Source organism: Pedobacter nanyangensis, assembly GCF_003313505.1.
GTDB lineage: Bacteria > Bacteroidota > Bacteroidia > Sphingobacteriales > Sphingobacteriaceae > Pedobacter > Pedobacter nanyangensis.
The window spans coordinates 237,322-258,941 of sequence record NZ_QMHO01000005.1 but is presented as its reverse complement, the minus strand read 5'-3'; the positions used below and the strand labels follow the sequence as shown (position 1 = coordinate 258,941).

Here is a 21,620-nt window from a genome sequence, read left to right as displayed (position 1 = left end):
GCCTAATCAAAAGCCATGGCACTAGATAAATATGTACAGAAACGTGATTTTACTAAAACTGCCGAACCCAAATCGGGAAAGAGTAGGGATAAAAGCAGGTTGATTTTTGTAGTACAGAAGCATGATGCCTCACGTTTACATTACGACTTTCGGTTGGAAATGGATGGCGTATTGAAAAGTTGGGCCGTACCTAAAGGCCCGAGCTTAGACCCTAAAACCAAGCGATTGGCCATGATGGTTGAAGACCATCCCTTTGACTACAGGAATTTTGAAGGCATTATTCCACAAGGTGAATATGGAGGCGGTACCGTAATTGTGTGGGATCAAGGTTGGTACGAGCCCGAAGCGCCTACAAAAGGCAAAAAGGCGCAAGAAAAACAATTGCTTTCCCAATTAAAAGCCGGTTCGCTCAAAATTAGGCTCCATGGTGAAAAGCTAAACGGTGAATTTGCTTTGGTGCGTACCAACGGGATGGGCGAAAATTCGTGGTTGCTCATTAAACATGACGATGATCATGCGGCAAGAAAAGACGTCACCAAATTAGACGCCTCTGTAATTTCTGGCAAAACCATTAAAGAAATGGAGAAAACCGCCTCAAAGGTATGGACCAATAAAGGCGAACAGAAAATAGCGGCCAAACAGCCCAAAGCCTCCAAGCGCAGAAGTAAAAAGGAAGAAACAGTTGTTGCAGAAACAGAAGTGGGTACCGAATCAAGCAGATTAGACAGTGCCAGGCTGCTTAAATCGGCCCCAAAATCAACCATCCCCAAAAATATTAAGCCCATGCTGGCTACCTTGGTTGATGAACCCTTTGACAACGAAGATTGGCAATATGAAGTGAAATGGGATGGTTATAGGGCTTTGGCTTTTATCAATAAAGGCAAGGTTGAACTTCAATCCCGAAATAATAAATCCTTTAACGACCGCTTTTATCCCATTTATCAAATCCTTCAAAACTGGAAACTGAATGCTGTAATTGATGGTGAAATCCTAGTTCTTAACGAAAAAGGCATCTCTAACTTTGGCACCTTGCAAAATTGGCGTAGTGAAGCCGATGGCGAATTGGTGTTCTACGTTTTCGATGTGATTTGGTATGAGGGCAAGAACCTTACAGGATTAAGCTTGGTAGAACGGCAGGCCATTTTAAACGAAGTGCTGCCTACAGATGACGATAGGGTTCGAATTTCGAAAGTGTTTGATGCCAGCGGTACCGATTTTTTCACGGCTGCCCAACGCATTGGATTGGAAGGGATCATGGCCAAGCGCAAATCGAGCACCTATACTGTTAATAGACGCACTAAAGAATGGTTGAAAATTAAGATATCCAAACGCCAGGAAGTGATCATTGCCGGATTTACTCGTAATGAAGATACTTCGAAGCTTTTCAGTTCACTGATTTTAGCTGTTTGGGAAAAGGGACAACTTAGCTACGTAGGTAAAGTGGGCACTGGATTTTCAGATACCGACCAAAAGAAAATGATGGCGCAGTTTAAGCCTTACATTACGGGTAAAAGCCCATTTACCGTTGCCCCTGATATGAACAAGCTTTCACGTTTCCAACACCGACAACTCCATGCCAAAGCCACTTGGATGAAACCAGAATTGGTAGCCGAAGTGGCCTTTACAGAAATTACAGAAGATGGGGTTTTCCGTCATCCCTCATTTAAGGGCATGCGTACGGATAAGGAAGCCAAGGAGGTGATTCGGGAAAATGCGGTAAGTACGGGACAGCTTGTAGAAACCAAGGCGGCAGATGCGCATAACAAAAAAGTGGCGGCCAAAGCAATAGACCACGAACTGGTACGGCCACCCAAAAAAACCATTCCGAAAACCTTGCTTAACCCTAAAGAACAAACTCAAGTAAGAAAAGTAAATGGCAAGGAACTTAAATTTAACAACCTCTCTAAACTTTATTGGCCTGAAGATGGCGTAAGTAAACGGGACCTATTCAATTATTATTACGCCATGGCCGATTATATTTTGCCATACCTTAAAGACAGGCCCCTGTCTCTTAACCGTTTTCCGGGAGGCATTCATGGCAAAAATTTTTATCAAAAAGATGTAAAAGGCAAAGCGCCAGATTGGGCTAAAACTTTTCCATATACCACCAGTGATGGCGAAGCAAAGGAATATTTGGTTGGTGACGACACCGCTACGCTTTTGTGGACAGCTTCCTTAGGTTGTATTGAAATGAACCCTTGGTTCTCCAGGATACAATCGCCAGACCATCCAGATTATTGTGTGATTGACCTGGATCCCGACAAGCACCATTTTGATAAAGTGATAGAAGCAGCCAACGTTACCAAAGAAGTATTAGATGCCATTGAGGTACCCGCTTACGTGAAAACATCAGGTTCTACAGGTATTCATATTTACATTCCCTTAGGCGGTAAATACGATTACGACCAAAGTCAGCTTTTCGCCAAAATCATTGTAAGCATAGTGAACAAGCAAATTCCGCGATTTACCACTTTAGAACGAATGATTTCAGAACGAAAGGGCAAAATGTACCTCGATTTTTTACAGAACCGACCTGGTGCTACCATTGCAGGCCCGTATTCCCTCAGACCAAAGCCAGGCGCTACCGTATCCATGCCCTTAGCGTGGGACGAACTTAAGCCAGGCTTAAAAATGAAAGACTTTACCATTTTAAATGCCTTTGAAAGGGTGAGGGAGAAGGGCGACATTTTTAAGGGCGTATTGGGCAAAGGCATTGACTTGGAAAGTGCCATTTTAAAAGCAAAAGAAATTTATCCCGAATTGATTTGAAGATGATTACCGATCCAGAACAAAATCGCATAAAGCCCGAAGACATGGCTCCTGATCCTGACGAGTTCAATTATCTGCATCCTATAGAAGATGATTCAGATACTTTAGCGCCCTTACAAGACGAAAAGGATTTAGGGGAAATTAATGCAGATGATCCAAAGGATCTTATCTATTGGGCCGATCAATTTAAAATTAGCGTTGCCGAGCTTAAAGCGGCCATTATACTTAACGGTACCTGCGTACAAGAAATTAGAAAATACCTTAGTGTGTAAACAATAAAAAATTAACTATAGAACGATGGCAAATCAAGGCAGAAGTAGAGATAGAAAGAAAGTAAACTATCACTAGGGTATAAAACGACCCTCTTTAGTAAGTAGTTTTTCATTTTTATAGATAGTTTGTAAAGCTAATTTATTAATTAAGTTGTTTGATTTCAATGTTTTATTGATGAATTTTTTTTCTACAACTTATATTTGTAGCCTATACTTTAGCATTATTTTCCCAAAAATAAGAGCGGGCTTTGGCTCGCCATTAGCCCTGGGTTATTGGTTTGTTATCGTAATTTTAGCAATCGTAAAGCATTGTCAACAGGCTAACTACTTGGTATTATCCTTAAAAAACGGGTATTAACCCTAAGCGTGGGCAGATGTTTTTTGCCGAACTTTATAGCTTAATCCCTCCCGAGATGAGAAGTGCGCAAACCCTGCCGAGTATCCATGTGGCAAATCCAAAGAAACGAATCCTGGTAGTTGAAAACGATCCCGAGCTTCGTAACATCCTAAGTATGATATTTGATGAGGAAGGCTACGACTATCAGTTATTAAGCGAAACGTTCAATATCATTGCCCTGGCAAAGCAATACCGTCCGCACTTGGTCCTCTTAGATTTTAGGCTACCCTTAATTAACGGCGGGAAACTTTGCCTACAACTTAAACGAGAAAAGGCAACCAGCACCATTCCCGTAATGATCTATTCAGCGGCGCCCAACGTTTTCCATACGGGCAAAAATTATGGGCAAGATCTATTTATGGCCAAACCCTTTGATTTAGATGACCTACTTCAAAAAATACAGCAGTTAACCCGCCATCAGGTACATGCCGGCTAAAACCTCGCTAGCCAAGCAATACCAAGATATTTGTATTGGCGTGCTGGCTGGCCAAATCAGCGGCCAGCATGGTTACCACATTACAAACCTGGTGAAAACTTCGGGCGCTACAGGCAGGCACATATACATCCCTCTGGGGCGGTAAATATGATTATGACAGAAAATGCGCTTTAAAAGCGAAGGAGATTTATCCCTGATTAGCAGGTCTGTTGGGAGATATTTTGACCTAATATGCCGATATCACCTTTTCAATGAGCGCTGTAGCGTGTAGCTAAGCATGCCCGTATACTTAGGAAAAATATAACGATGAAAACAAAAAACTATCTGAAAATCTTGATCGTAGGGCTAATTATGGTAACCGCCTGCAAGAAATCAAACCAAGTAAAAGAAAAGCCCAACCTTAACAGGTACGCCGACGTAATTGTACAGTTGGAAAGGGCAGCTAATGAAATGGAGTTTATTGGCCGATATGTGCCAAGTAACATTGCACAATATCCGGATGATGGCAATTTTTTGGGGAGGGGAAAAATTGCCAGGAGAGGTACGGCGAGCGGCCAGGAAATTACCATTGATTTTGGAACTGGCGGGGTATGTACCGATGGGAAATTCCGTTCAGGGAAGTTGACCATCCTGTTTAACGAAACAAACTTTGATACCATGATCAGACCAGCGGTGTACAAGTTGGAGGATATTGAGCTAAATGGGAACTATAACTTAGGCTATGTTGCCGGTTCAAATGGACTGCGCTTAAACCTTATCGCACTGGACAGCAAGATTACCCGTAACGGACAGTACTGGGCCAATTTTTCGCTAAACAGGAAAAGCGAATTTGTGCAAGGTAGCAATACGCCAAATGATATTGCCGATGATGTATATCAGCGCACCGACCTATCTTACGATGTAACCCTGAGAGACAACAACAGCACTTTCCTGATCAAAGCAAGGGGAGTAGATGGATCGAGATTGGCTTTTTCCTGCACTGATCGTTATTATCCTACCACGGGCAAGCTAAACGTGGAGTTTACAGGAGCAGGTCAAGGTTCATTTTTGTTGACTTTTAGCAGTGGCACCTGCAACGGTAAGCCCATCATAAATTAGCGCCACACCATCAGGGTAGTTATGTTAAACAAGCACTGGAACAGGTATTGGGCCCTATATTTTGTGGCTTTGGTAACAATCGTATTTGTGGTTTTATATTACGCAACATGTTGATTTTTCTGATGACGTAATTGCAAGCAGCCTTTTGGGCTGCTTTTTTTGGTTATTGGCTATTCATTTACTGGTTTACTGGTTCATTGGTTCACTGGTTCATTAGTTTATTGGTTTATTAGGGTTTTGCCATGCTATATTCCCTTATCAAGATATGCTCCTTTGCTATCCTCTATACGCTGTTATCCTGAGCGTAGCGAAGGATCTCCTTTACAAGGTTTAAAATTCTTCGCTGCGCTCAGAATAACGAGAGGTGGCTTACTGTTTGCTTTCTGGTCCTTGTGGTATGGCTTTATTTTTTAAACTGCTTGAATGGTTGTTGGGCGACAATATTTACCGTTCATCTGAAAATTTCCCCATGGGTAATGCGGGCCAAATACTTTTACACATCAAGAAAATACGTTCATAGTTTCAAAAAAACTTACAGATGAAGAAAATTTCAATGTTGGCGGAGCTTGTTTTGGGAGCAACCTTTGTTTTTGGAGGAATCAATGGCTTATTGATCCCTTTTGGCCTTGAGGCTATTATCCCGGTAAACCCACAATCTAGGTTTGCAATGGTTCTTTCGCAAACCGATTACATTTTTGTGGTACAAAAAGTAGTAGAGCTTGCTGCTGGTATATGTCTGCTTACTAAAAGGTTTCGCTTTGCGGCCCTTTTGGCACTAACTCCAGTGGTTATCTGCATCGTGATATACCATGTGTTTGATGATGTGGCTAACCTCCACATTGGTGTCATGGTTCTGCTATGCTATCTGTTAGCTTTGGGAAACCATGCCCATCAGCTCAAACAGATATGGATAGATCGTGCATGACGGCTTGCTGTTAAACGGCGCAAAACATTAGTTTAACGATATCACAGGCAGTTGGCAGAATAATTTACAGGCGCTTTTTATGGCCACTACCTTTGCTAGTAGAATAGTTAATAGTTACTACATAGATTTTTAAATTTAGGTTAGTGAAAATCTTTTTTTTAGTAGTAGTGATGTCTGGATGGACAATTAGTGGGGCTGCTGTGGATACGCATTGGCAGCCCCTTAATAAGACAGCCACACTACAGCAACAGGTAAATTTTGCGGATAAGCCCTGGAGGCTAAAAACGTTTACAGCAGCGCCAGCCATTGATTGGGATATGGACGGCAAGGTAGAAACAGATATCTTTTCCAAGATAGAAGACTGTGAAAAGGACGATCTCCTCATTTTGCGCAAAGGTGGTACGGTAATCAGAGATACCGGGAATAAACTGTGCGAAGATCAGGACGCCGGAAAGCAGGAGGCAGGTACCTGGGCCTATGATGCCGCAGCCAAACGACTTACCCTAACGGAAAACGGCAGGTCACAGGCATATACCGTAGCAGAAGCTTCGGCAGGTAAACTGGTGTTGGTGTATAAATGGAAAACTACCAAGGGGAAATCTCATGAAATTACAGCAGTTTATATACGCTAAATCATCAGGTTTTTGATTTCTTGGAGATAACTCCTTCCAATATTGAATTCTGTACCATTGGCCAGTACTAGAAAAGTTTTGCCAATATCACGGTAAAGTTCCCTGATAAAGGTTAGGTTAACCACTACCGAACGATGTATGCGTACAAACTTTTTAGGATCAAAACGTTGTAAAACAGCACTGATGCCCAAAGAGCTCAGATATGAAGCCTCCGAAGTAAATATTTGGGTATAATCACCGTCGGCCTTGAGGTACATAATGTCCTCAACAGAAACGCTCTTGAAGCGTTTTTGGTGTTCTACAATAATCCTATCCAAATAGTGTTGTTGTGCAGGGAGCGTATTTAGGGCAAGCTTGGCCAACGAGTCTGCGTTGACCTGCAAGCGGCCCATGGTATTGTCAAAACGTTCTTTGGTATAAGGTTTCAGCAGGTAGTCAACGGCATTTAGTTCAAAAGCCTTAATGGCGTACTTGTCAAAAGCGGTGGTAAAAATCACGTTGGGTACATGGTTAATTTGGTGCAGTACCTCAAAACCGTTTGCCCCAGGCATCTGTATATCTAAAAACACCAGATCGGGTTCCATCATGTTGATGTATTTGATGGCTTCAATGCCATTACTGCATTCGCCAGCAACAAAATAGTCTGGGTATGACTCCAGATATTGTTTAACCAGATGCCTGCCGTGGTCTTCATCATCAATGACTAAAACAGATTTTCTTGACATAACGATCTTTATAGTGAAGTCCCAAGATACAGAATATGCAAAATAAAAATAAGTTTTTCGTCTATCGGTTCTATAGTTCGATAAATGACATTACCGCTCGACATAAAGTTATTTAAAGTAAAATGCCCACGAGCTGTTATGCTCCTGGGCATTAGCCAAGGTACACCGCTGAAATACAGATAAAAGCCTAGAGAAATTGATTTTCCCCATACCAAAGAAAATGGGATATTAAACCCCACAAAACCTTTACGCTGTGGCTAAAAGCAAAGAAGACGCTCATTTGATTATTAATGATTAAAATTGTATTGAAATAAAGATCCATGTTAAATTTCATCAGGCGTGACGCCACCAGGAGGGAAATACTCCTTTTCATTTTTGTGCTCATTGTCATGAGCGTGCTTTACGGAACCCCACGTTTGTTTTCGCAGGGTTTTAGTTGGGCTTTTTTGATAGAGCTTGGGGTTGATTGTTTGATCATGGCTTTGGCCTGTTTGCCCATTTGGTGGTTGCATTTTCGTAAATTGACGAAAATTCCCATCAAAAGAAGATTTGCCCTCCATTTGGCTACCGCTATGATGTATTATGCCATCTGGGTGTTGCTATATTACTTTTATAACCGTGCGGTGGGTTTGCCAGTCATGACCCGCCAGCAGGTTTTCCAAAATATCGGCCCTAACTTGTTATTTTATGTGCAGGTGTTCAGTTCATTACATATCGATCTTTTTTTTAGGGAAAGGGAACAGCAGCTGCTGCGGGAACAGGCGTTAAAGGAACTGGCCCATAAGGGCGAAATTAGTGCATTAAAAGCGCAGATACAGCCACATTTTCTGTTCAACACCTTAAACAGTATCAGTGCGTCGCTACCTAACGAGCAGGAACACACTCGGATCTTGATTGCACGCCTGGCCGATACTTTTAGATATGCGCTGCAATCTACCCAGCAGGAAACCGTTCCGCTGAGCCAAGAGCTGGAGTTTATGGCCACTTACCTTGCCCTGGAGCAGGTAAGGTTTGGCAAAAGGCTTCAAGTGAACATCCAGAGCTTTCCCAACGCCGGACTGGTAGAGATACCGCCCATGTTATTACAGCCATTGGTAGAAAATGCTATCAAACATGGTATTGAGCCCTCTATAGAAGGTGGTTTTGTGCAAATTAGATGTGTGCATGAATATGGCAAAACCCATATCGTTATTGAAAATACAGGAAAGGCTTATCGGGGCAACCTCGATGAAATATTTAATGGCGATGGTGTAGGACTAAAAAATACGGCGAAACGTTTAGCGCATCAGTTTAATGAAGAGCTCCACATTTCAAAAAACGAACAGGGCTGTCTTAAAATTGATTTCTATGTGAATAGTTAAAACAGTGATTAGGTCCTTCTGTATTTGCAAGGGGCGGCGGGGACGCCACCCTTTGGCAGGGTTCTGTGCACGCACTTGCAAAGGACGGCGTCCCCGCCGTCCTCATAACAGGTTTTGGGCACAGAAATAACCTTTGCGCCATCCTTCCTTAAACTTTCTCAGTTAAATCGAAACAGTGATTTGGTCCTTCTGTATTTGCCAAAGGGTGGTGGGGACGCCACCTTATGCAGGGGTGATTAGACCGTTCTGCACTTGCAAAGGTCGACTGGGACACCACCCTTATGTCGGTTTCTGTGCACGCACTTGCAAAGGACGGCGTCCCCGCCGTCCTCATAACAGGTTTTGGGCACAGAAATAACCTTTGCGCCATCCTTCCTTAAACTTTCTCAGTTAAATCGAAACAGTGATTAGGTCCTTCTGTATTTGCCAAAGGGTGGCGGGGACGCCACCTTATGCAGGGGCGATTAGGCTTTTCTGCACTTGCAAGAGGCAACTGGGACACCACCCTTATGTCGGTTTCTGGCCACGCACTTGCAAGGGGCGGCGTCCCCGCCGCCCTCATAATAGGTTCATGGCACAGAAATAACCCTTTGCGCCATCCTTCCTTAAACTTTCTCAGTTAAATCGAAACAGTGATTAGGCCCTTCTATACTTGCAAAGGTCGGCTGGGACACTACCAGTATGCTGGGTTCTGGGCATGCACTTGCAAAGGGTGGCGGGGACGCCACCTTATGCAGGGATGATTAGGTCCTTCTGTACTTGCAAAGGTCGGCTGGGACAGCACCCTTATGCAGGGATGATTAGGCCCTTCTGCACTTGCAAAGGTCAGCTGGGACGCTACCCTTATGCAGGGTTTTGGGCACGCACTTGCAAAGGGCGGCGTCCCCGCCGCCCTCATAACAGGTTTATGGCACAGAAATAACCTTTGCGCCATCCTTCCTTAAACTTTCTCAGTTAAATCGAAACAGTGATTAGGTCCTTCTGTATTTACCAAAGGGTGGCGGGGAGGCCACCTTATGCAGGGATGATTAGGCCCTTCTATACTTGCAAAGGTCGGCTGGGACACCACCCTTATGCCGGTTTCTGTGCACGCACTTGCAAAGGGTAGTGGGGAGGCCACCTTATGCAGGGGTGATTAGACCCTTCTGTACTTGCAAAGGTTGGCTGGGACACCACCCTTATGCCGGTGGGCACGCACTTGCAAAGGGCGGCGTCCCCGCCGTCCTCATAATAGGTTCATGGCACAGAAATAAACCTTTGCACCATCCTTCCTTAAACTTTCTTAAAGCAGAATCGAAGCAGTGACTTAGACCCGTCTTTTTTGCATTTTAACCTTGATAATTGCACTTCGTAGAAAAAAACATAGGCAAACATGCCGCACTTTTAGTTTTGTTCGCATGAATAAGAGAGATTTAAGTGTCAATTTGTTCGCAATCTTGTGCCTTACTACCCTGGCCTGGTGCAGTAAAAGCGGAGAAAAGCCCATTGAAGAAGAAAAACTACCCTTTACCCAATTAGCTAACATAGCAAACGAGCCAGGTTTTGGAGATAGCGACGAAGAGCCAGTTGGAACCCCCTTTAAATTGCCCAAGGGCCTACGTTTTGTACAACGTCCTAATCATCCCTTTGATCCCGATATCAAGAAGCTTCATGGAAACATGAATACCTTTTATGTAGACATCAACATTGTTGCCGATAGTACCTGGAAAGGAGGAGAAATCATCTTTCCAGAAGGGCTAGTAGTCATGAACGTTGCGCCTAGTAGAATCCAAAATGGAATGCTGATGGGCAGAGAACCTATTCCCATGCCGCCTTATGGAAATACTGGTGGAAATGATACCACTACCTTTTACCTGGGCGTGGCCTGTATGAACTCGGGCAAGGGCCTACCTTGGGAAGAAAACAATACCCCTGATACACGTAACTATCCCATAGGAAAGGGCATGTATATTCCCACAGTAGTGACCAAAAATGAACAAGCACTGAAATTTCTTTCCCTATTAAATAACAAACCTCATTTAAAGCTTAAACAACATTACAATCCCATGGATGCTTACCGGCCAGATTACGTACAGCCTGCATGGCTGGAGCCCTATTCGGTAATCCAAACCATGTTTTGGAAACTTACCGATGGCAATGGACTTGCCGAAACAGATCTCCGGGAGCTTATGGAGGCAATTAAACCATAATACCAATCCATTAGTTTCTGCGGCCTTTTTCACAGCGGTTTGCAGTTCACCTTAATTTTTAATGATATGAAGAAACTTTTACTTGTGACCATGTGCTGTTTGCTGGCAACAGCGCAATTAAACGCCAAAATTTTTCGTGTAAACAACAATTACGTAACCAATTCAACCTATATCAACGGCCAACAGGCGCATGATGCCGCCCAACCAGGTGATACCCTTTATTTTGAAAGCAGTTCTATTACCTATCCCGCCTTTAATATCGACAAAAAGTTGGTAGTGATGGGGCTGGGCGCATTTTTAGACAGCTATGAAGGGCATCAGCTGCCCGGCACACCAGGAGCAACCATAGCACAAATTTATATCCGTTTCGGAGCAAGTCATACCGTTGTGGCAGGTGTAAAAGCCGATATTATTACAGAAGGTGTAGGAGGAATACGCTTGTACCGGAATCATGGAAGAATAAACTTAACCAGCACTGTAGATGCTTTAGTTTACCATAACTACATCACCAGGCTTAGCATCGATAAAAGCAATAACATTGCCTTAACCAATAACTTTATTGGTGGTATTATAGAAATCAGTTCTGCCGTAAACGACATTGCCTTACATCATAATACCATTAACGCTAACCTGTTTGCTTCCCATTCGGATATCAGCAACAATATTATTTTTAATGGCGCCGCAAATCTTAACAGTAGCATTTTTGCCAATAATGTACTTTCTGCTGATTTCTATTACAAGAGTGGGGTACAGGTAACTTCTGATAGCTTTAACAATGTTTTTAGCGTTCCACTGGCTGATATATTTGTGGCAGCCGCACCAGATGACAGGTATTACCAACTAAAACCTACCAGTCCCGCCAAAGGAGCAGGTTTGGGCGGAGCCGATTGCGGAATGACCGGAGGTGCCGATCCCTATTTATTTAACGCATTACAGCCACCAATTCCCTCTATTTATAAGCTAGACCTGCCCGGCATTGTTAGTGGTAACACTATACAGGTAACCATCAGTACCAAAACAAACAGGTAAACATATGTACAAAAAAATAATCATGTTTTTATGGTGCTTTGTAGTGGCACAGGCCAATGCTTTTGCACAAACCACCATCCTAAGGGTTGAATATTTCTTTGGAGTAGATCCAGGTTTTGGTTTAGCCACACCAGTTCCATTGGTAAGTGCCAATGAGATCAACAACCTCAGCTTTAATGTAGATGTTTCGGCACTGCCAAAAGGCCTGCACTATTTTATGGTACGCAGCCAGGCAGCCACCGGACAATGGAGTATAGTCAACAAACGAATGGTTTACAGAGAGCTGTTTTCAACGGCAACTTTGCCCAGTATTGGCTATGTAGAGTACTTTATAGATAACGACCCCGGCATCGGAAACGCAACAAGTATCCCAGTGGCCACCAATCCAAACGTAGAAGACCTAACTGCCAGCATAGATATCAGTATGTTGGCTAAGGGTGGGCATTATTTCTATGTAAGAACCAGAGATACCGAAGGAAAATTCAGCACAACCACGGTCAAGTATTTCGAGATCGAAGATATTTTGCCCTTAAAGCTGCTAAGTTATAGTACAGCACTGGATAATCGGTCGGTAAGGCACTTTTGGACCACAGCCAATGAAATGAACGTTTCACATTTTATGGTTGAACGGAGCATTGATGGCATGAACTTTACTACCGCCGGTAGGATTGAGGCCAAAAACGGTACCGCCCAACAAAGCTATTCCTTAAGGGAAACCTTGCCGGCAAGTTTGCTTAACGCCGCCACTATTTATTATAGGCTAAAAATGGTAGATAAGGACGGCACCTTCAGCTATAGCAAATTGACTACCGTAGCACCCCAAAAGTTGGCACAATTTGTTATCAGCCCAAATCCCGCTACCAACTTTGTAAACATTGCTATTCCCAAGGCAAAAATGGTAGCCATAAGCACCGTTACCGGGCAAACCTTATACCGTGCCACCCTTGATGCCAGCGCAGATACGCACACCGTCAGATTTAACAGGCTGCCCGCAGGAACCTACCTTTTAAAGGTGGTAAAGGAAAATAACGACACCATCGTAGAGAAACTGCTCATTCGATAAACAGTTCTCCAAAACAGTGGGGTTTAATACGCTCTTAAAAACGCTCTCTAAATACGCTCTCAAATACGCTCTCTACATATGCTTGCCAAACACAATTGCAAAATATCTCATGACGAATTTTAAAAAACGAACCCTATTAAGCTCCTTATTCATATGGGGAGCTACTTCCTTATTTGCCCAGCATCAAAAAGATGACCGGCACCTTAACATTGGCCTGGGCGTTGGCGGAAATCTGGGGATGCCCATTGGGATATCTTACGAACATGGTTTTACCGAAAAGATAAGTGGCGGAATTTATTTGGGTTACGCCCGAAAGAGCGAAAGCTACGACGATGCAGGCCAATGGAAATATAGCTACCTGTTGGTTGCGGCAAGAGCATCTTACCACTTTAAGGTAAACACCGAAAAATTTGATCCATATATCGGTGCGGTACTAGGCTATAATATCTCTTCGGTAAAATGGCAGGGAGATTCAGAAGCGCCTGCTTCATCCTCTGCGGGCGACATCGTGATTGGTGGGCATCTTGGCAGCAGATACTGGTTTACCGAAAAAGTTGGTGCTTTTGCCGAACTCGGTTATGGCGTGGGCATACTTAGCCTTGGAATAACCTTTAAACTATAACCCTTGCACCCAAATTTATGAAGCACGTTGTTGAACTAGCCAATGGGAATAGGGTAACCAGCGAGAATACTTGCGAGTCTTTCTACAGCCCAAAAGATGCCGAGCATTTTTACACCATGCGTTTTGTATTTAGCGGATCGGAAAGTTGTACCATGGGGCGTAGGAAACTGAATATCTTCCCAGATAGTTTTGCTTTTTTTAATGCAGGCACAACCTACAAAGCTTCGGTAAAAAGCACCAGCCCCGTAACTGTGCTTTCTTTAGCCATGCGGGTGCCATTCATCGAAAATTTCCATCGGATCTTTAACCAAAGTAACCAAGAGCATGTAGAAACAAGCAACCACACGGCACCTTTCTTTATGGAAACCCTTTATCCTTTGAGCGATATGATGCAGTATCATCTCCATCACCTCAAGGCCAGTTTAGAAATAGGTGAACCCAATGAGTTGAAGGTAAACCAATACCTGCACGATTGCTTGTTCGAGTACTACCGTATTTATCAAAATGAAGTATCAAACAGGCTAAACAAACTGAACTCCTTAAACCCCGCAACCCGGAAAGAACTGTTGAGGCGCCTACTGTTGGCCAGAGAATTTATCAACGGCAACTTTAACCGTAAAATTTACCTCGAGGATATTTCGGCCTATTGTTGTCTTTCGGTGAACCATTTGCTCCGGACGTTTAAGGCCGCCTACGGGATCACTCCCTTTCAATATCTGATACAATTGCGGCTACAACGGGCAAAATCAATGCTGTTGAGCACAAACTATTCCGTTAAACTGGTAGCAGGAAAGGTAGGGCTTAAAGATACCAGCGCTTTTATCAGGCTGTTCAATGGCCGAGAGGGAAAAACCCCATTGGCCTATCGGAAATACGCTATCGGAAATAACCTTGTTGATACAGGTTTAATTTAACCATGTATGTTTTAAATCACATATAATCAATTAACTAACCATTAAATTATGAAAAAAAGATTACTGTTATTAGTAGCCAATTTTTTGTTCTGCTTTGCGCTATTTGCCCAAAACAGAACCGTAACGGGCATAGTGGCGTCCAAGGAAGACGGCTTGCCCTTGCCAGGCGTGAGCGTTAAGGTAAAAGGCTCAAACGTAGGCGTGTCAACGGGACCCAACGGCAGGTTCTCGTTAACCGTACCAACGGGTACCATTTCCTTAGAATTTAGCTCCATAGGCTATAGCACCCAAACGGTGGCTATAGGCGAACAGCAAACCGTTAATGTTTTGCTGGAATCGAGCTCCAAGGCCTTAACCGAAGTGGTGGTAACCGGTTACGGAACCATTGCCAAGAAAGATTTTACAGGCTCTGCTTCCAGGGTAACGGGCGATGCTATCAAGGACAAGCCCGTACAAAGTTTTGGGCAGGGACTTACCGGACAGGCCGCTGGGGTTAACATTGTACAACCCAACGGTTTGCTCAACAACCCACCGGTAATCCGTGTACGTGGGGTAAGTTCCATTTCACTAAACTCTTTCCCATTGGTTATTGTAGATGGTATTCCTTTCCCTACCGGCGATGTTTCTACCAACTCAAGCGCCAATAACCCATTGGGAGATATTAACCCGGCCGACATCGAATCGATCGATATCTTGAAAGATGCGGCCTCAACGGCTATCTATGGATCCAGGGCCGCTGCAGGGGTATTGGTAATTACCACTAAAAAAGGAAAAGCAGGTTCCTCAAAAATCACCTACGATAACTGGATAGGTTCAGTAAAAGCAACCAGATTGCCTGAACTGCTCAATGCCCAACAATATATGGATGTAAAAAACACTGCCGTAACCAATGCGCTTCAGGTTAACCCTGCTTCCATTGGGCCGTTGCAGCACGTTGGAGGAAAAAGCTTCTTCCCCAATTATAATCCAGACGGATCCATGGTTGATACCCGCTGGTACGATGAAGTGTACAGAACGGCTTATTCCCAAAACCATAACCTGAATCTCTCTGGAGGTTCCGAAAAAACTTCTTATTTCCTTTCGGGCGGACTTAGCAACCAAAAAGGTTTTTTAAAGGCCAACAGCTTTAAAAGATATACCGGAAGGGCAAATTTAACCCATAAAGCAACGGATTGGTTAAACCTCAACTTAAATATGGCCTTCACCAATTCAGATAATAATTCGCCTAACAGCGGATCGGTACCAGGAGGGGCTTTTAACTCTTCTGGTCTTGGGCGTATTGCCTTTGCCCTGTCGCCAAACCTTGCCGTAAGAAATGCTAATGGCACCTATAACTATACCCTAAATAGCGTAGGTAGCGGAAACAACCTTATTGGCACATCATGGTCACATCCATCCGTACTGATAGAGCATGACAGGAATATTTCAGAAACCACCAGGTTTTTAACCAATTTAGGTGCAGAGGTTAAAATTATAGATGGATTGAGCCTTAAGTCTACCTACTCTTGGGACAAATCATACACCGAAAATATCAGGTACTGGAACCCTTTCCAGGGAGATGGCTACTCAGCCGGAGGAAACGCCTTTAATAGCTTGATCAGAAGAAATAGCTGGAACTGGATTACTACCTTACAGTATAACAAAACTTTTGGCGACCATCATTTTAACGCACAAGTAGGCTCTGATTTCCAGAACACCAGAACCTTAAGCTGGGGAGCATTACGCACAGGATTATTGGACCCAAATTTCTTTGATAACTATCAAGGTACTTTTGCCAATATTGTGGCAGCGGGTAACGGAATTTCGCAAATTGCATTTGAATCATATATTGCCAACGCCTCGTACAATTACAAGGGGAGGTATTATTTAAGCGGAAATTTTAGAAGAGATGGCAACTCAGGCCTTGCCTTTAAAAACAGATGGGGCAATTTCGGGGGTGCATCCGTGGCTTGGGAAATTGCCCAGGAAGATTTCTTCAAAAACTCGACACTGGGAAGCAAGGTAAGCAGCTTACGTTTAAGGGCCAGCTACGGTACCGTTGGTAATGGAAACGTAGGCCCGTACAATGAATTTACCACGTTCGGCTCTGGGCTGTACGGTGCTTCGGCACTTGCATGGGCTTTTAACCAAGCTGGAAACAATGTGCTAAGCTGGGAAGTAACCAAGCAAACAGATATTGGCCTGTCGGCAAGTTTGTTTAGCAGCCGTTTAACCCTAGAGGTTGATTATTTCAATAAACACGTAGATAATTTGATTTTAGGGGTGCCACAGGCGGCTTCTAAAGGTATTCCGGGGAATAGCATACTGCTTAATGTGGGAAGCATGTACAACCGTGGTTTTGAGTTTGCCCTATCTGGCAGCCCCATAAAAACCAACCGTTTTAGCTGGAATACCAACCTGAATTTTACCAGTATCAAAAATAAGGTACAAAGATTGGCTAGCGGTATCCCTAATATCATTGGTTCTACCGGCGGCCTGGAAAGCGCAAGTATTACCGAAGCTGGAAAAAGCGTATCGGGTATTTACGCCGTAAGAACCAATGGCGTTAACCCAGCAAACGGCCGTAGGATATTTTTAGATGCCAATGGCAGAGAGGTACAGTATTTGCACCATGCCGGAACTACCGCATGGACCTACGTAGACAATGGTGCCATTGCACCTGCAATTACAGCGGCCAAAGATGCTGTTTATGCAGGCAATACCATGCCTACTTGGTACGGCGGTTTTAACAATACCTTAAACTACGGAAATTTTGATTTGGCCTTCAATTTTACCTTCACCGGTGGCAACTATATCTATAACGGATCAAGGGCTGGTTTGCTAGATCAGCGTTTCTGGAACAATTCTACGGAAGTACTTGATGCTTGGACCACACCGGGCCAGGTTACCAAAATCCCAAAAGTGATTTATGGCGATAACATTTCTAACGGATCAAGTTTCCCAATTACCGACAATGTAGAAAAAGGCGATTTCCTCAGATTACAGACCGCTACGCTAGGTTACAAGTTGCCTACTGCTGTTTTTGGAAGAACCGGAATTAAAAGCCTAAGAGTTTATGGACAGGTAACCAATGCTTTCATCATTACGGGTTATACCGGTGTTGATCCCGAGATTTCAACTAACGGAAATTCCAACTTGGCAGCTGGTATTGAACGTAACAGTATCCCACAAGGCAGGTCCTTCACTTTTGGCCTTAGTTTAGGATTATAACACTTAACTCATTTGATCATGAATACTTTCTTTAAAAAAACATATCATCAGCCTTTGGCAAAATTTGCCGTACTGGCACTTTCCCTAACGCTAACCGTTAGTTCCTGTAAAAAAGATTTTTTGGTAGCAAAGCCAGAACTGTCCTTGATTGACGAAGAGGCGTTTACCTCGCCAGAAAGAATATTGGCACAAGTAAATGGCTTATATGCCACGGCTAAGTCCGGAGCCTTATTCGGAGGACGTTACTTGATCTATAACGATATCAGAGCGGAAGAATTCCGTGTTAGGGAATTCAATTCAAATACAGGCGCTACCGTTCACAATGCCACTGTCCAATCGTCAGATACCAACCTTGGCAATATCTGGACAGCAGGTTATCTGGTCATCAATAGGGTAAACTATTTTTTAGAAGGACTGGAAAAAAACAAAAAGGTTTTAAGCGAGGCACTATATGATAACTATAAGGCAGAAGCTAGATTTTTGAGGGCCTATGCCTATTTTGGCCTGGTGCAGATTTTTGCAAAACCTTATGTGTTGAACAATGGCGCATCCCGAGGTTTGCCAATTCGTTTGAAGGCCGAGCTTACCGCCGAGAACAACACACTTAAAAGCTCAACGGTAGCACAGGTTTATGCGCAGATATTGGATGATTTGAATGAAGCCGAGAAAAGTCTTCCAAACACCTATGGAAGCGCTTTGCTAAGAACTACGCGTGCGCATAAAAATACTGCAATTGCGGTTAAAACCCGTGTGTATTTAGCTATGGGTAATTATGCAAAGGTATTGGAAGAGGGAAATAAAATTGTGCCGCAAGCGGCACCTTTCGAAAATGCGCAAAGGGCACCACACGCACTTCAGGCCAATATTGCCAGTGTATTTGTAGCACCATTTACTACTTCCGAATCTATTTTTTCCCTGCCCATGGATGCAACCAATCCACCAGGCACGCAAAACCAATTGGGCTTTTACTTTAATGCAGGCAATGGTAATTTGGAGTACCTCATCAACACCACTGGTTTTGGAATATACTCTGACCCCGCATGGCCGGCCGCAGATGCCAGAAGAACCGCTTTTATACAGCAATATTCGGCCTCCATTGGTTGGTTCACCAAAAAATTTTCAGGTACGGCACCTTTCGTAGATTTTGTTCCGCAGATCAGGTATGCAGAAGTGTTGTTGAACGTTGCCGAAGCTGAAGCATTGATTGCCGGCGGTAACCTGGTAAGGTCAAGGGCGCTGTTAGATGCCGTAAGGCACCGTTCTGATCCCAATTACGATTTTGGAGCGTTGGCTACCGGCGCAGCGCTGGAAAAGGCTATCATGACCGAAAGGCGGATAGAATTTTTGGCCGAGGGCATGAGATACAATAACTTGGCCAGAAAAGCAGAACCAATGCTTTCCATAGGAGCAGGATCATTAATCCAAGTAGCAGACCCAAGGTACACCTTGCCACTACCAGATGTAGAAACTTACTATAATCCGGCCGCAGATTGGTAATCTTTTAAATAGAAACTGCTACGGAACAACATGAAAGTGCCTAAAAGCGGTATGTCCCATTTGTTTCGTAGCGGTTTTTTGCGTTTAATACAAAAACAAACATGCGAAGATATTTGCTAGCCTTTTTATTATGGATTTCCGTTTGCCCTATATATGCGCAAAGCCCCAAGGTTTATCCATCGGAAAACAATAAGAAACTTAAGTTAACATTTGGCCATAACGTATATGCCGATTTTCTTTTTTACCTGTTTTATAGAAATGTAGGTGGTTTTCCAACACTTCCTAAAAAAGTTCCGCTAAAGGCCGTCTTAAACTATCGGGGAGCACCAGTAACACTTACCGAGCGTGCAAATGTAATGCAACTGAAACAGTATCAGGCATTGTATCCGCTGGTAGCCCATTACCGGGGCGAAACCAGTGGAATAACAACACAACCGTTAAAACACCTATCCTTTGGCGAGCCTTTGCCCAATTTTGATACCCTGCAAACCATCATTAAACAAGGCGAGGAATATTTTCCGCTATTCGAAAAATTTTGGAAAGACAGTATCCGGCAAGCAGAATTACATACCATTTCTGTTTGGAAAGAGCAGGAAAAGAACCTAAAAGTTACCGAAAAACTTTTTGGCCTTCTTAGGCTCAAGCCAAGTTTCAATTCGTTGTTTATAGGGGCAATTGCACTTCATACGGCTGGTAGCGGATTGGTAGATCAGCCAAGTATTCATACGCAACTGTTTAAAAAGCCTAACTTACCCTGGTTTATGGGGCATGAACTTACTCATTTAATGATTGGTCAATACACTGGTGAAGACTGGTCCAATCAGGAAGGTTTTGCAGAAATTATGCAATATTTAAATGCCAACGGGCATAGCTATTATGAAATAGAAGAGAGCCTTTGCCTCCTCATGCAGGTGAAGTTGTCGCAAGCTTGCGGTTTGCTGGATAAGAACTACAAGATTTCTACTTATTTGCCGAACAATTTGTACAGAAAAAGAATAGTACAGATATTAGAAGATCAATGGACAAGTTATGAAGCAGATGCCATAAAATTTCCAACAATTGTCGAATACCTGAAATGGTGCGTAACGCAAGCCATCTGGCCTGATAAAAAAGAAGAATAAAAAATATTTTTTGGATAACGTATGTTGCTAGCGGTTGATACCTATTACTTCGAAAACAAGGCCAAAACAGTTGGCTTAGCCTTTGATGATTGGGAAGCTACCGCAGAAAGGCATCGTTATGCGGAAACCCTTGAACATGTTGCCGAGTACGTATCCGGTGAGTTTTATAAAAGGGAGCTGCCGTGTATACTTAGCTTGATGGCAACTTACAAACTTGGCGCTTTCGAAGCGATAATAGTTGACGGCTTTGTTTATCTGGATGATGACGGCAAAATGGGACTAGGTGGCCATCTTTACAAAGCATTGGGTAAAACCATCCCTGTTATTGGGGTAGCCAAAACCGACTTCATTTCGTTGAAAACAAATAAAAAAGCACTGCTAAGAGGAAACAGTTCAAAACCTCTATTTATTACCGCTATCGGAGTCGACCTTGACCTTGCCACCGAAAAGATCAAAATAATGAACGGCGATTTTAGAATGCCCGCATTGCTTAAAAAGCTAGATGTGCTAACAAAGTCCCCCTAACGAAGCATGGAAATAATTGCAGGTTCAATGCTTATATTTATCTTCCTTAAAGCGTAATTTCGGTGTTTAATTAATTGCTGCTTTATCAGTAGCTACGCAATAACAACAATGTATGGATAAAATAGTAGGAGAACCAAACCAAATAACCCATAGCCCCTTTGCGCAAACTTTTTTCCACGGCACCAAGGCCGATCTTAAAATAGGAGATTTTATTTCACCAGGCTTCCAATGTAACTACGCTGATAGAAAATTGAGGCATGTATATGTAGCTGCTACGATAACCGCTGCAATTTGGGGCGCAGAATTAGCTTTGGGCAACCAACGCCAAAGAATTTATTTAGTAGAAGCCACAGGCGAAATAGAAAATGATCCAAACGTAACGGATCAAAAATTTCCAGGAAACCCAACCATGTCCTACCGTTCAGTACATCCCTTTAGGGTAATTGGCGAAGTAACCACTTGGTTGCCACATACGCCAGAGCAGGTGCAAACCATGAGAGAAGCGCTTCAAAAGCTGACAGCACAAGGCACTAATGTTATTATAGATTAAAAAAAGCAGCGCATATTTCTAGGGAATGCTTAAAAAGAAACGGGGACTTAGCATACCGCCTTGTCCCCGCCATCTAAATTAACGCTCTCAGTAATATAAACATCACTAAAGCGGTTTTATTGTATCAACATCAAAAAATATTAAAATATTTTTTACCCCCAAAAAAACTCCACCTATCGAAACTTTTTTGATGCGGATGTTTAAGCCCTGAAACCTTGGAGAAATTGATTGCTGAAAAACTCTCGCAAAGGAAAGAACCGGTATCGGCGCTATAATTGATAAGCC

18 protein-coding genes are annotated in these 21,620 nt (G+C 43.3%); 17 read left to right on the top strand and 1 reads right to left on the bottom strand.

Going from position 1 to position 21,620, the window contains the following annotated elements:
* Nucleotides 1–15 precede the first annotated feature (15 nt).
* The 6 genes from ligD to DUT71_RS11295 all read left to right on the top strand — a co-directional run bounded on the left by ligD (nucleotide 16) and on the right by DUT71_RS11295 (nucleotide 6,529).
* Nucleotides 16–2,769, top strand: a complete 2,754-nt coding sequence (gene ligD, locus DUT71_RS11325) for a DNA ligase D (RefSeq protein ID WP_113662647.1) — start codon at nucleotides 16–18, stop codon at nucleotides 2,767–2,769.
* A gap of 2 nt (nucleotides 2,770–2,771) precedes the next feature.
* Nucleotides 2,772–3,041, top strand: a complete 270-nt coding sequence (locus tag DUT71_RS11320) for a DUF3606 domain-containing protein (RefSeq protein ID WP_113662646.1) — start codon at nucleotides 2,772–2,774, stop codon at nucleotides 3,039–3,041.
* Nucleotides 3,042–3,415: 374 nt separating this feature from the next.
* A complete protein-coding gene (locus tag DUT71_RS11310) occupies nucleotides 3,416–3,874 on the top strand; it encodes a response regulator (protein WP_113662644.1) in 459 nt (152 codons plus the stop codon).
* A 306-nt stretch (nucleotides 3,875–4,180) separates the two neighbouring features.
* Nucleotides 4,181–4,972 (top strand): hypothetical protein, encoded by a 792-nt coding sequence (locus DUT71_RS11305; RefSeq protein ID WP_113662643.1) that lies wholly within the window; start codon nucleotides 4,181–4,183, stop codon nucleotides 4,970–4,972.
* 538 nt (nucleotides 4,973–5,510) lie between these two features.
* The gene (locus DUT71_RS11300) at nucleotides 5,511–5,897 is read left to right on the top strand and encodes a hypothetical protein (RefSeq protein WP_113662642.1); all 387 of its coding nucleotides are present in this window, start codon (nucleotides 5,511–5,513) and stop codon (nucleotides 5,895–5,897) included.
* A 143-nt stretch (nucleotides 5,898–6,040) separates the two neighbouring features.
* Nucleotides 6,041–6,529, top strand: a complete 489-nt coding sequence (locus DUT71_RS11295; protein WP_162796029.1) for a hypothetical protein — start codon at nucleotides 6,041–6,043, stop codon at nucleotides 6,527–6,529.
* On the opposite strand, the gene DUT71_RS11290 is transcribed toward DUT71_RS11295, so the two are convergent.
* Entirely contained in the window at nucleotides 6,526–7,254 is a 729-nt protein-coding gene (locus DUT71_RS11290) for a LytR/AlgR family response regulator transcription factor (RefSeq protein ID WP_113662640.1), read from the bottom strand. The genes DUT71_RS11295 and DUT71_RS11290 overlap by 4 nt on opposite strands.
* Before the next feature lie 320 nt (nucleotides 7,255–7,574).
* Between DUT71_RS11290 and DUT71_RS11285 the strand changes: the two genes are divergently transcribed.
* The 11 genes from DUT71_RS11285 to arr all read left to right on the top strand — a co-directional run bounded on the left by DUT71_RS11285 (nucleotide 7,575) and on the right by arr (nucleotide 21,335).
* Nucleotides 7,575–8,615 carry a sensor histidine kinase gene (locus DUT71_RS11285; RefSeq protein WP_113662639.1) on the top strand — a complete coding sequence of 347 codons (1,041 nt, stop codon included), beginning with the start codon at nucleotides 7,575–7,577 and terminating at the stop codon, nucleotides 8,613–8,615.
* Nucleotides 8,616–10,012: 1,397 nt separating this feature from the next.
* On the top strand, nucleotides 10,013–10,804 hold the full coding sequence (locus tag DUT71_RS11280) for a hypothetical protein (protein WP_113662638.1): 792 nt from the start codon (nucleotides 10,013–10,015) through the stop codon (nucleotides 10,802–10,804).
* Nucleotides 10,805–10,870: 66 nt separating this feature from the next.
* On the top strand, nucleotides 10,871–11,833 hold the full coding sequence (locus DUT71_RS11275) for a hypothetical protein (protein ID WP_113662637.1): 963 nt from the start codon (nucleotides 10,871–10,873) through the stop codon (nucleotides 11,831–11,833).
* Nucleotides 11,834–11,837: 4 nt separating this feature from the next.
* Nucleotides 11,838–12,896: a T9SS type A sorting domain-containing protein gene (locus tag DUT71_RS11270; RefSeq protein ID WP_113662636.1), complete on the top strand. Its 1,059-nt coding sequence runs from the start codon at nucleotides 11,838–11,840 to the stop codon at nucleotides 12,894–12,896.
* Between the two features lie 109 nt (nucleotides 12,897–13,005).
* Nucleotides 13,006–13,518 (top strand): hypothetical protein, encoded by a 513-nt coding sequence (locus tag DUT71_RS11265; RefSeq protein WP_113662635.1) that lies wholly within the window; start codon nucleotides 13,006–13,008, stop codon nucleotides 13,516–13,518.
* Between the two features lie 17 nt (nucleotides 13,519–13,535).
* Complete coding sequence (locus DUT71_RS11260) at nucleotides 13,536–14,432, top strand: helix-turn-helix transcriptional regulator (protein ID WP_113662634.1); 897 nt, start codon at nucleotides 13,536–13,538, stop codon at nucleotides 14,430–14,432.
* A 48-nt stretch (nucleotides 14,433–14,480) separates the two neighbouring features.
* Complete coding sequence (locus tag DUT71_RS11255) at nucleotides 14,481–17,642, top strand: SusC/RagA family TonB-linked outer membrane protein (protein WP_113662633.1); 3,162 nt, start codon at nucleotides 14,481–14,483, stop codon at nucleotides 17,640–17,642.
* Between the two features lie 18 nt (nucleotides 17,643–17,660).
* The gene (locus DUT71_RS11250) at nucleotides 17,661–19,139 is read left to right on the top strand and encodes a RagB/SusD family nutrient uptake outer membrane protein (RefSeq protein ID WP_113662632.1); all 1,479 of its coding nucleotides are present in this window, start codon (nucleotides 17,661–17,663) and stop codon (nucleotides 19,137–19,139) included.
* A 101-nt stretch (nucleotides 19,140–19,240) separates the two neighbouring features.
* Nucleotides 19,241–20,260, top strand: coding sequence for a hypothetical protein (locus tag DUT71_RS11245; protein WP_113662631.1), 1,020 nt, complete (start codon nucleotides 19,241–19,243; stop codon nucleotides 20,258–20,260).
* Nucleotides 20,261–20,281: 21 nt separating this feature from the next.
* The gene (locus tag DUT71_RS11240; protein ID WP_113662630.1) at nucleotides 20,282–20,785 is read left to right on the top strand and encodes an endonuclease V; all 504 of its coding nucleotides are present in this window, start codon (nucleotides 20,282–20,284) and stop codon (nucleotides 20,783–20,785) included.
* 112 nt (nucleotides 20,786–20,897) lie between these two features.
* Entirely contained in the window at nucleotides 20,898–21,335 is a 438-nt protein-coding gene (gene arr, locus DUT71_RS11235; RefSeq protein WP_113662629.1) for an NAD(+)--rifampin ADP-ribosyltransferase, read from the top strand.
* Nucleotides 21,336–21,620: the final 285 nt, after the last annotated feature.

What these genes read in the sequence shown, in the direction of transcription:
- DUT71_RS11250 (WP_113662632.1), top strand. Translation starts at nt 17,661, where the DNA reads ATGAATACTTTCTTTAAAAAAACATATCATCAGCCTTTGGCAAAATTT.
- DUT71_RS11270 (WP_113662636.1), top strand. Translation starts at nt 11,838, where the DNA reads ATGTACAAAAAAATAATCATGTTTTTATGGTGCTTTGTAGTGGCACAG.
- DUT71_RS11280 (WP_113662638.1), top strand. Translation starts at nt 10,013, where the DNA reads ATGAATAAGAGAGATTTAAGTGTCAATTTGTTCGCAATCTTGTGCCTT.
- arr (WP_113662629.1), top strand. Translation starts at nt 20,898, where the DNA reads ATGGATAAAATAGTAGGAGAACCAAACCAAATAACCCATAGCCCCTTT.
- DUT71_RS11300 (WP_113662642.1), top strand. Translation starts at nt 5,511, where the DNA reads ATGAAGAAAATTTCAATGTTGGCGGAGCTTGTTTTGGGAGCAACCTTT.
- DUT71_RS11265 (WP_113662635.1), top strand. Translation starts at nt 13,006, where the DNA reads ATGACGAATTTTAAAAAACGAACCCTATTAAGCTCCTTATTCATATGG.
- DUT71_RS11255 (WP_113662633.1), top strand. Translation starts at nt 14,481, where the DNA reads ATGAAAAAAAGATTACTGTTATTAGTAGCCAATTTTTTGTTCTGCTTT.
- DUT71_RS11305 (WP_113662643.1), top strand. Translation starts at nt 4,181, where the DNA reads ATGAAAACAAAAAACTATCTGAAAATCTTGATCGTAGGGCTAATTATG.
- DUT71_RS11240 (WP_113662630.1), top strand. Translation starts at nt 20,282, where the DNA reads ATGTTGCTAGCGGTTGATACCTATTACTTCGAAAACAAGGCCAAAACA.
- DUT71_RS11285 (WP_113662639.1), top strand. Translation starts at nt 7,575, where the DNA reads ATGTTAAATTTCATCAGGCGTGACGCCACCAGGAGGGAAATACTCCTT.
- DUT71_RS11245 (WP_113662631.1), top strand. Translation starts at nt 19,241, where the DNA reads ATGCGAAGATATTTGCTAGCCTTTTTATTATGGATTTCCGTTTGCCCT.
- ligD (WP_113662647.1), top strand. Translation starts at nt 16, where the DNA reads ATGGCACTAGATAAATATGTACAGAAACGTGATTTTACTAAAACTGCC.
- DUT71_RS11260 (WP_113662634.1), top strand. Translation starts at nt 13,536, where the DNA reads ATGAAGCACGTTGTTGAACTAGCCAATGGGAATAGGGTAACCAGCGAG.
- DUT71_RS11275 (WP_113662637.1), top strand. Translation starts at nt 10,871, where the DNA reads ATGAAGAAACTTTTACTTGTGACCATGTGCTGTTTGCTGGCAACAGCG.
- DUT71_RS11310 (WP_113662644.1), top strand. Translation starts at nt 3,416, where the DNA reads ATGTTTTTTGCCGAACTTTATAGCTTAATCCCTCCCGAGATGAGAAGT.
- DUT71_RS11290 (WP_113662640.1), bottom strand. Translation starts at nt 7,254, where the DNA reads ATGTCAAGAAAATCTGTTTTAGTCATTGATGATGAAGACCACGGCAGG.
- DUT71_RS11320 (WP_113662646.1), top strand. Translation starts at nt 2,772, where the DNA reads ATGATTACCGATCCAGAACAAAATCGCATAAAGCCCGAAGACATGGCT.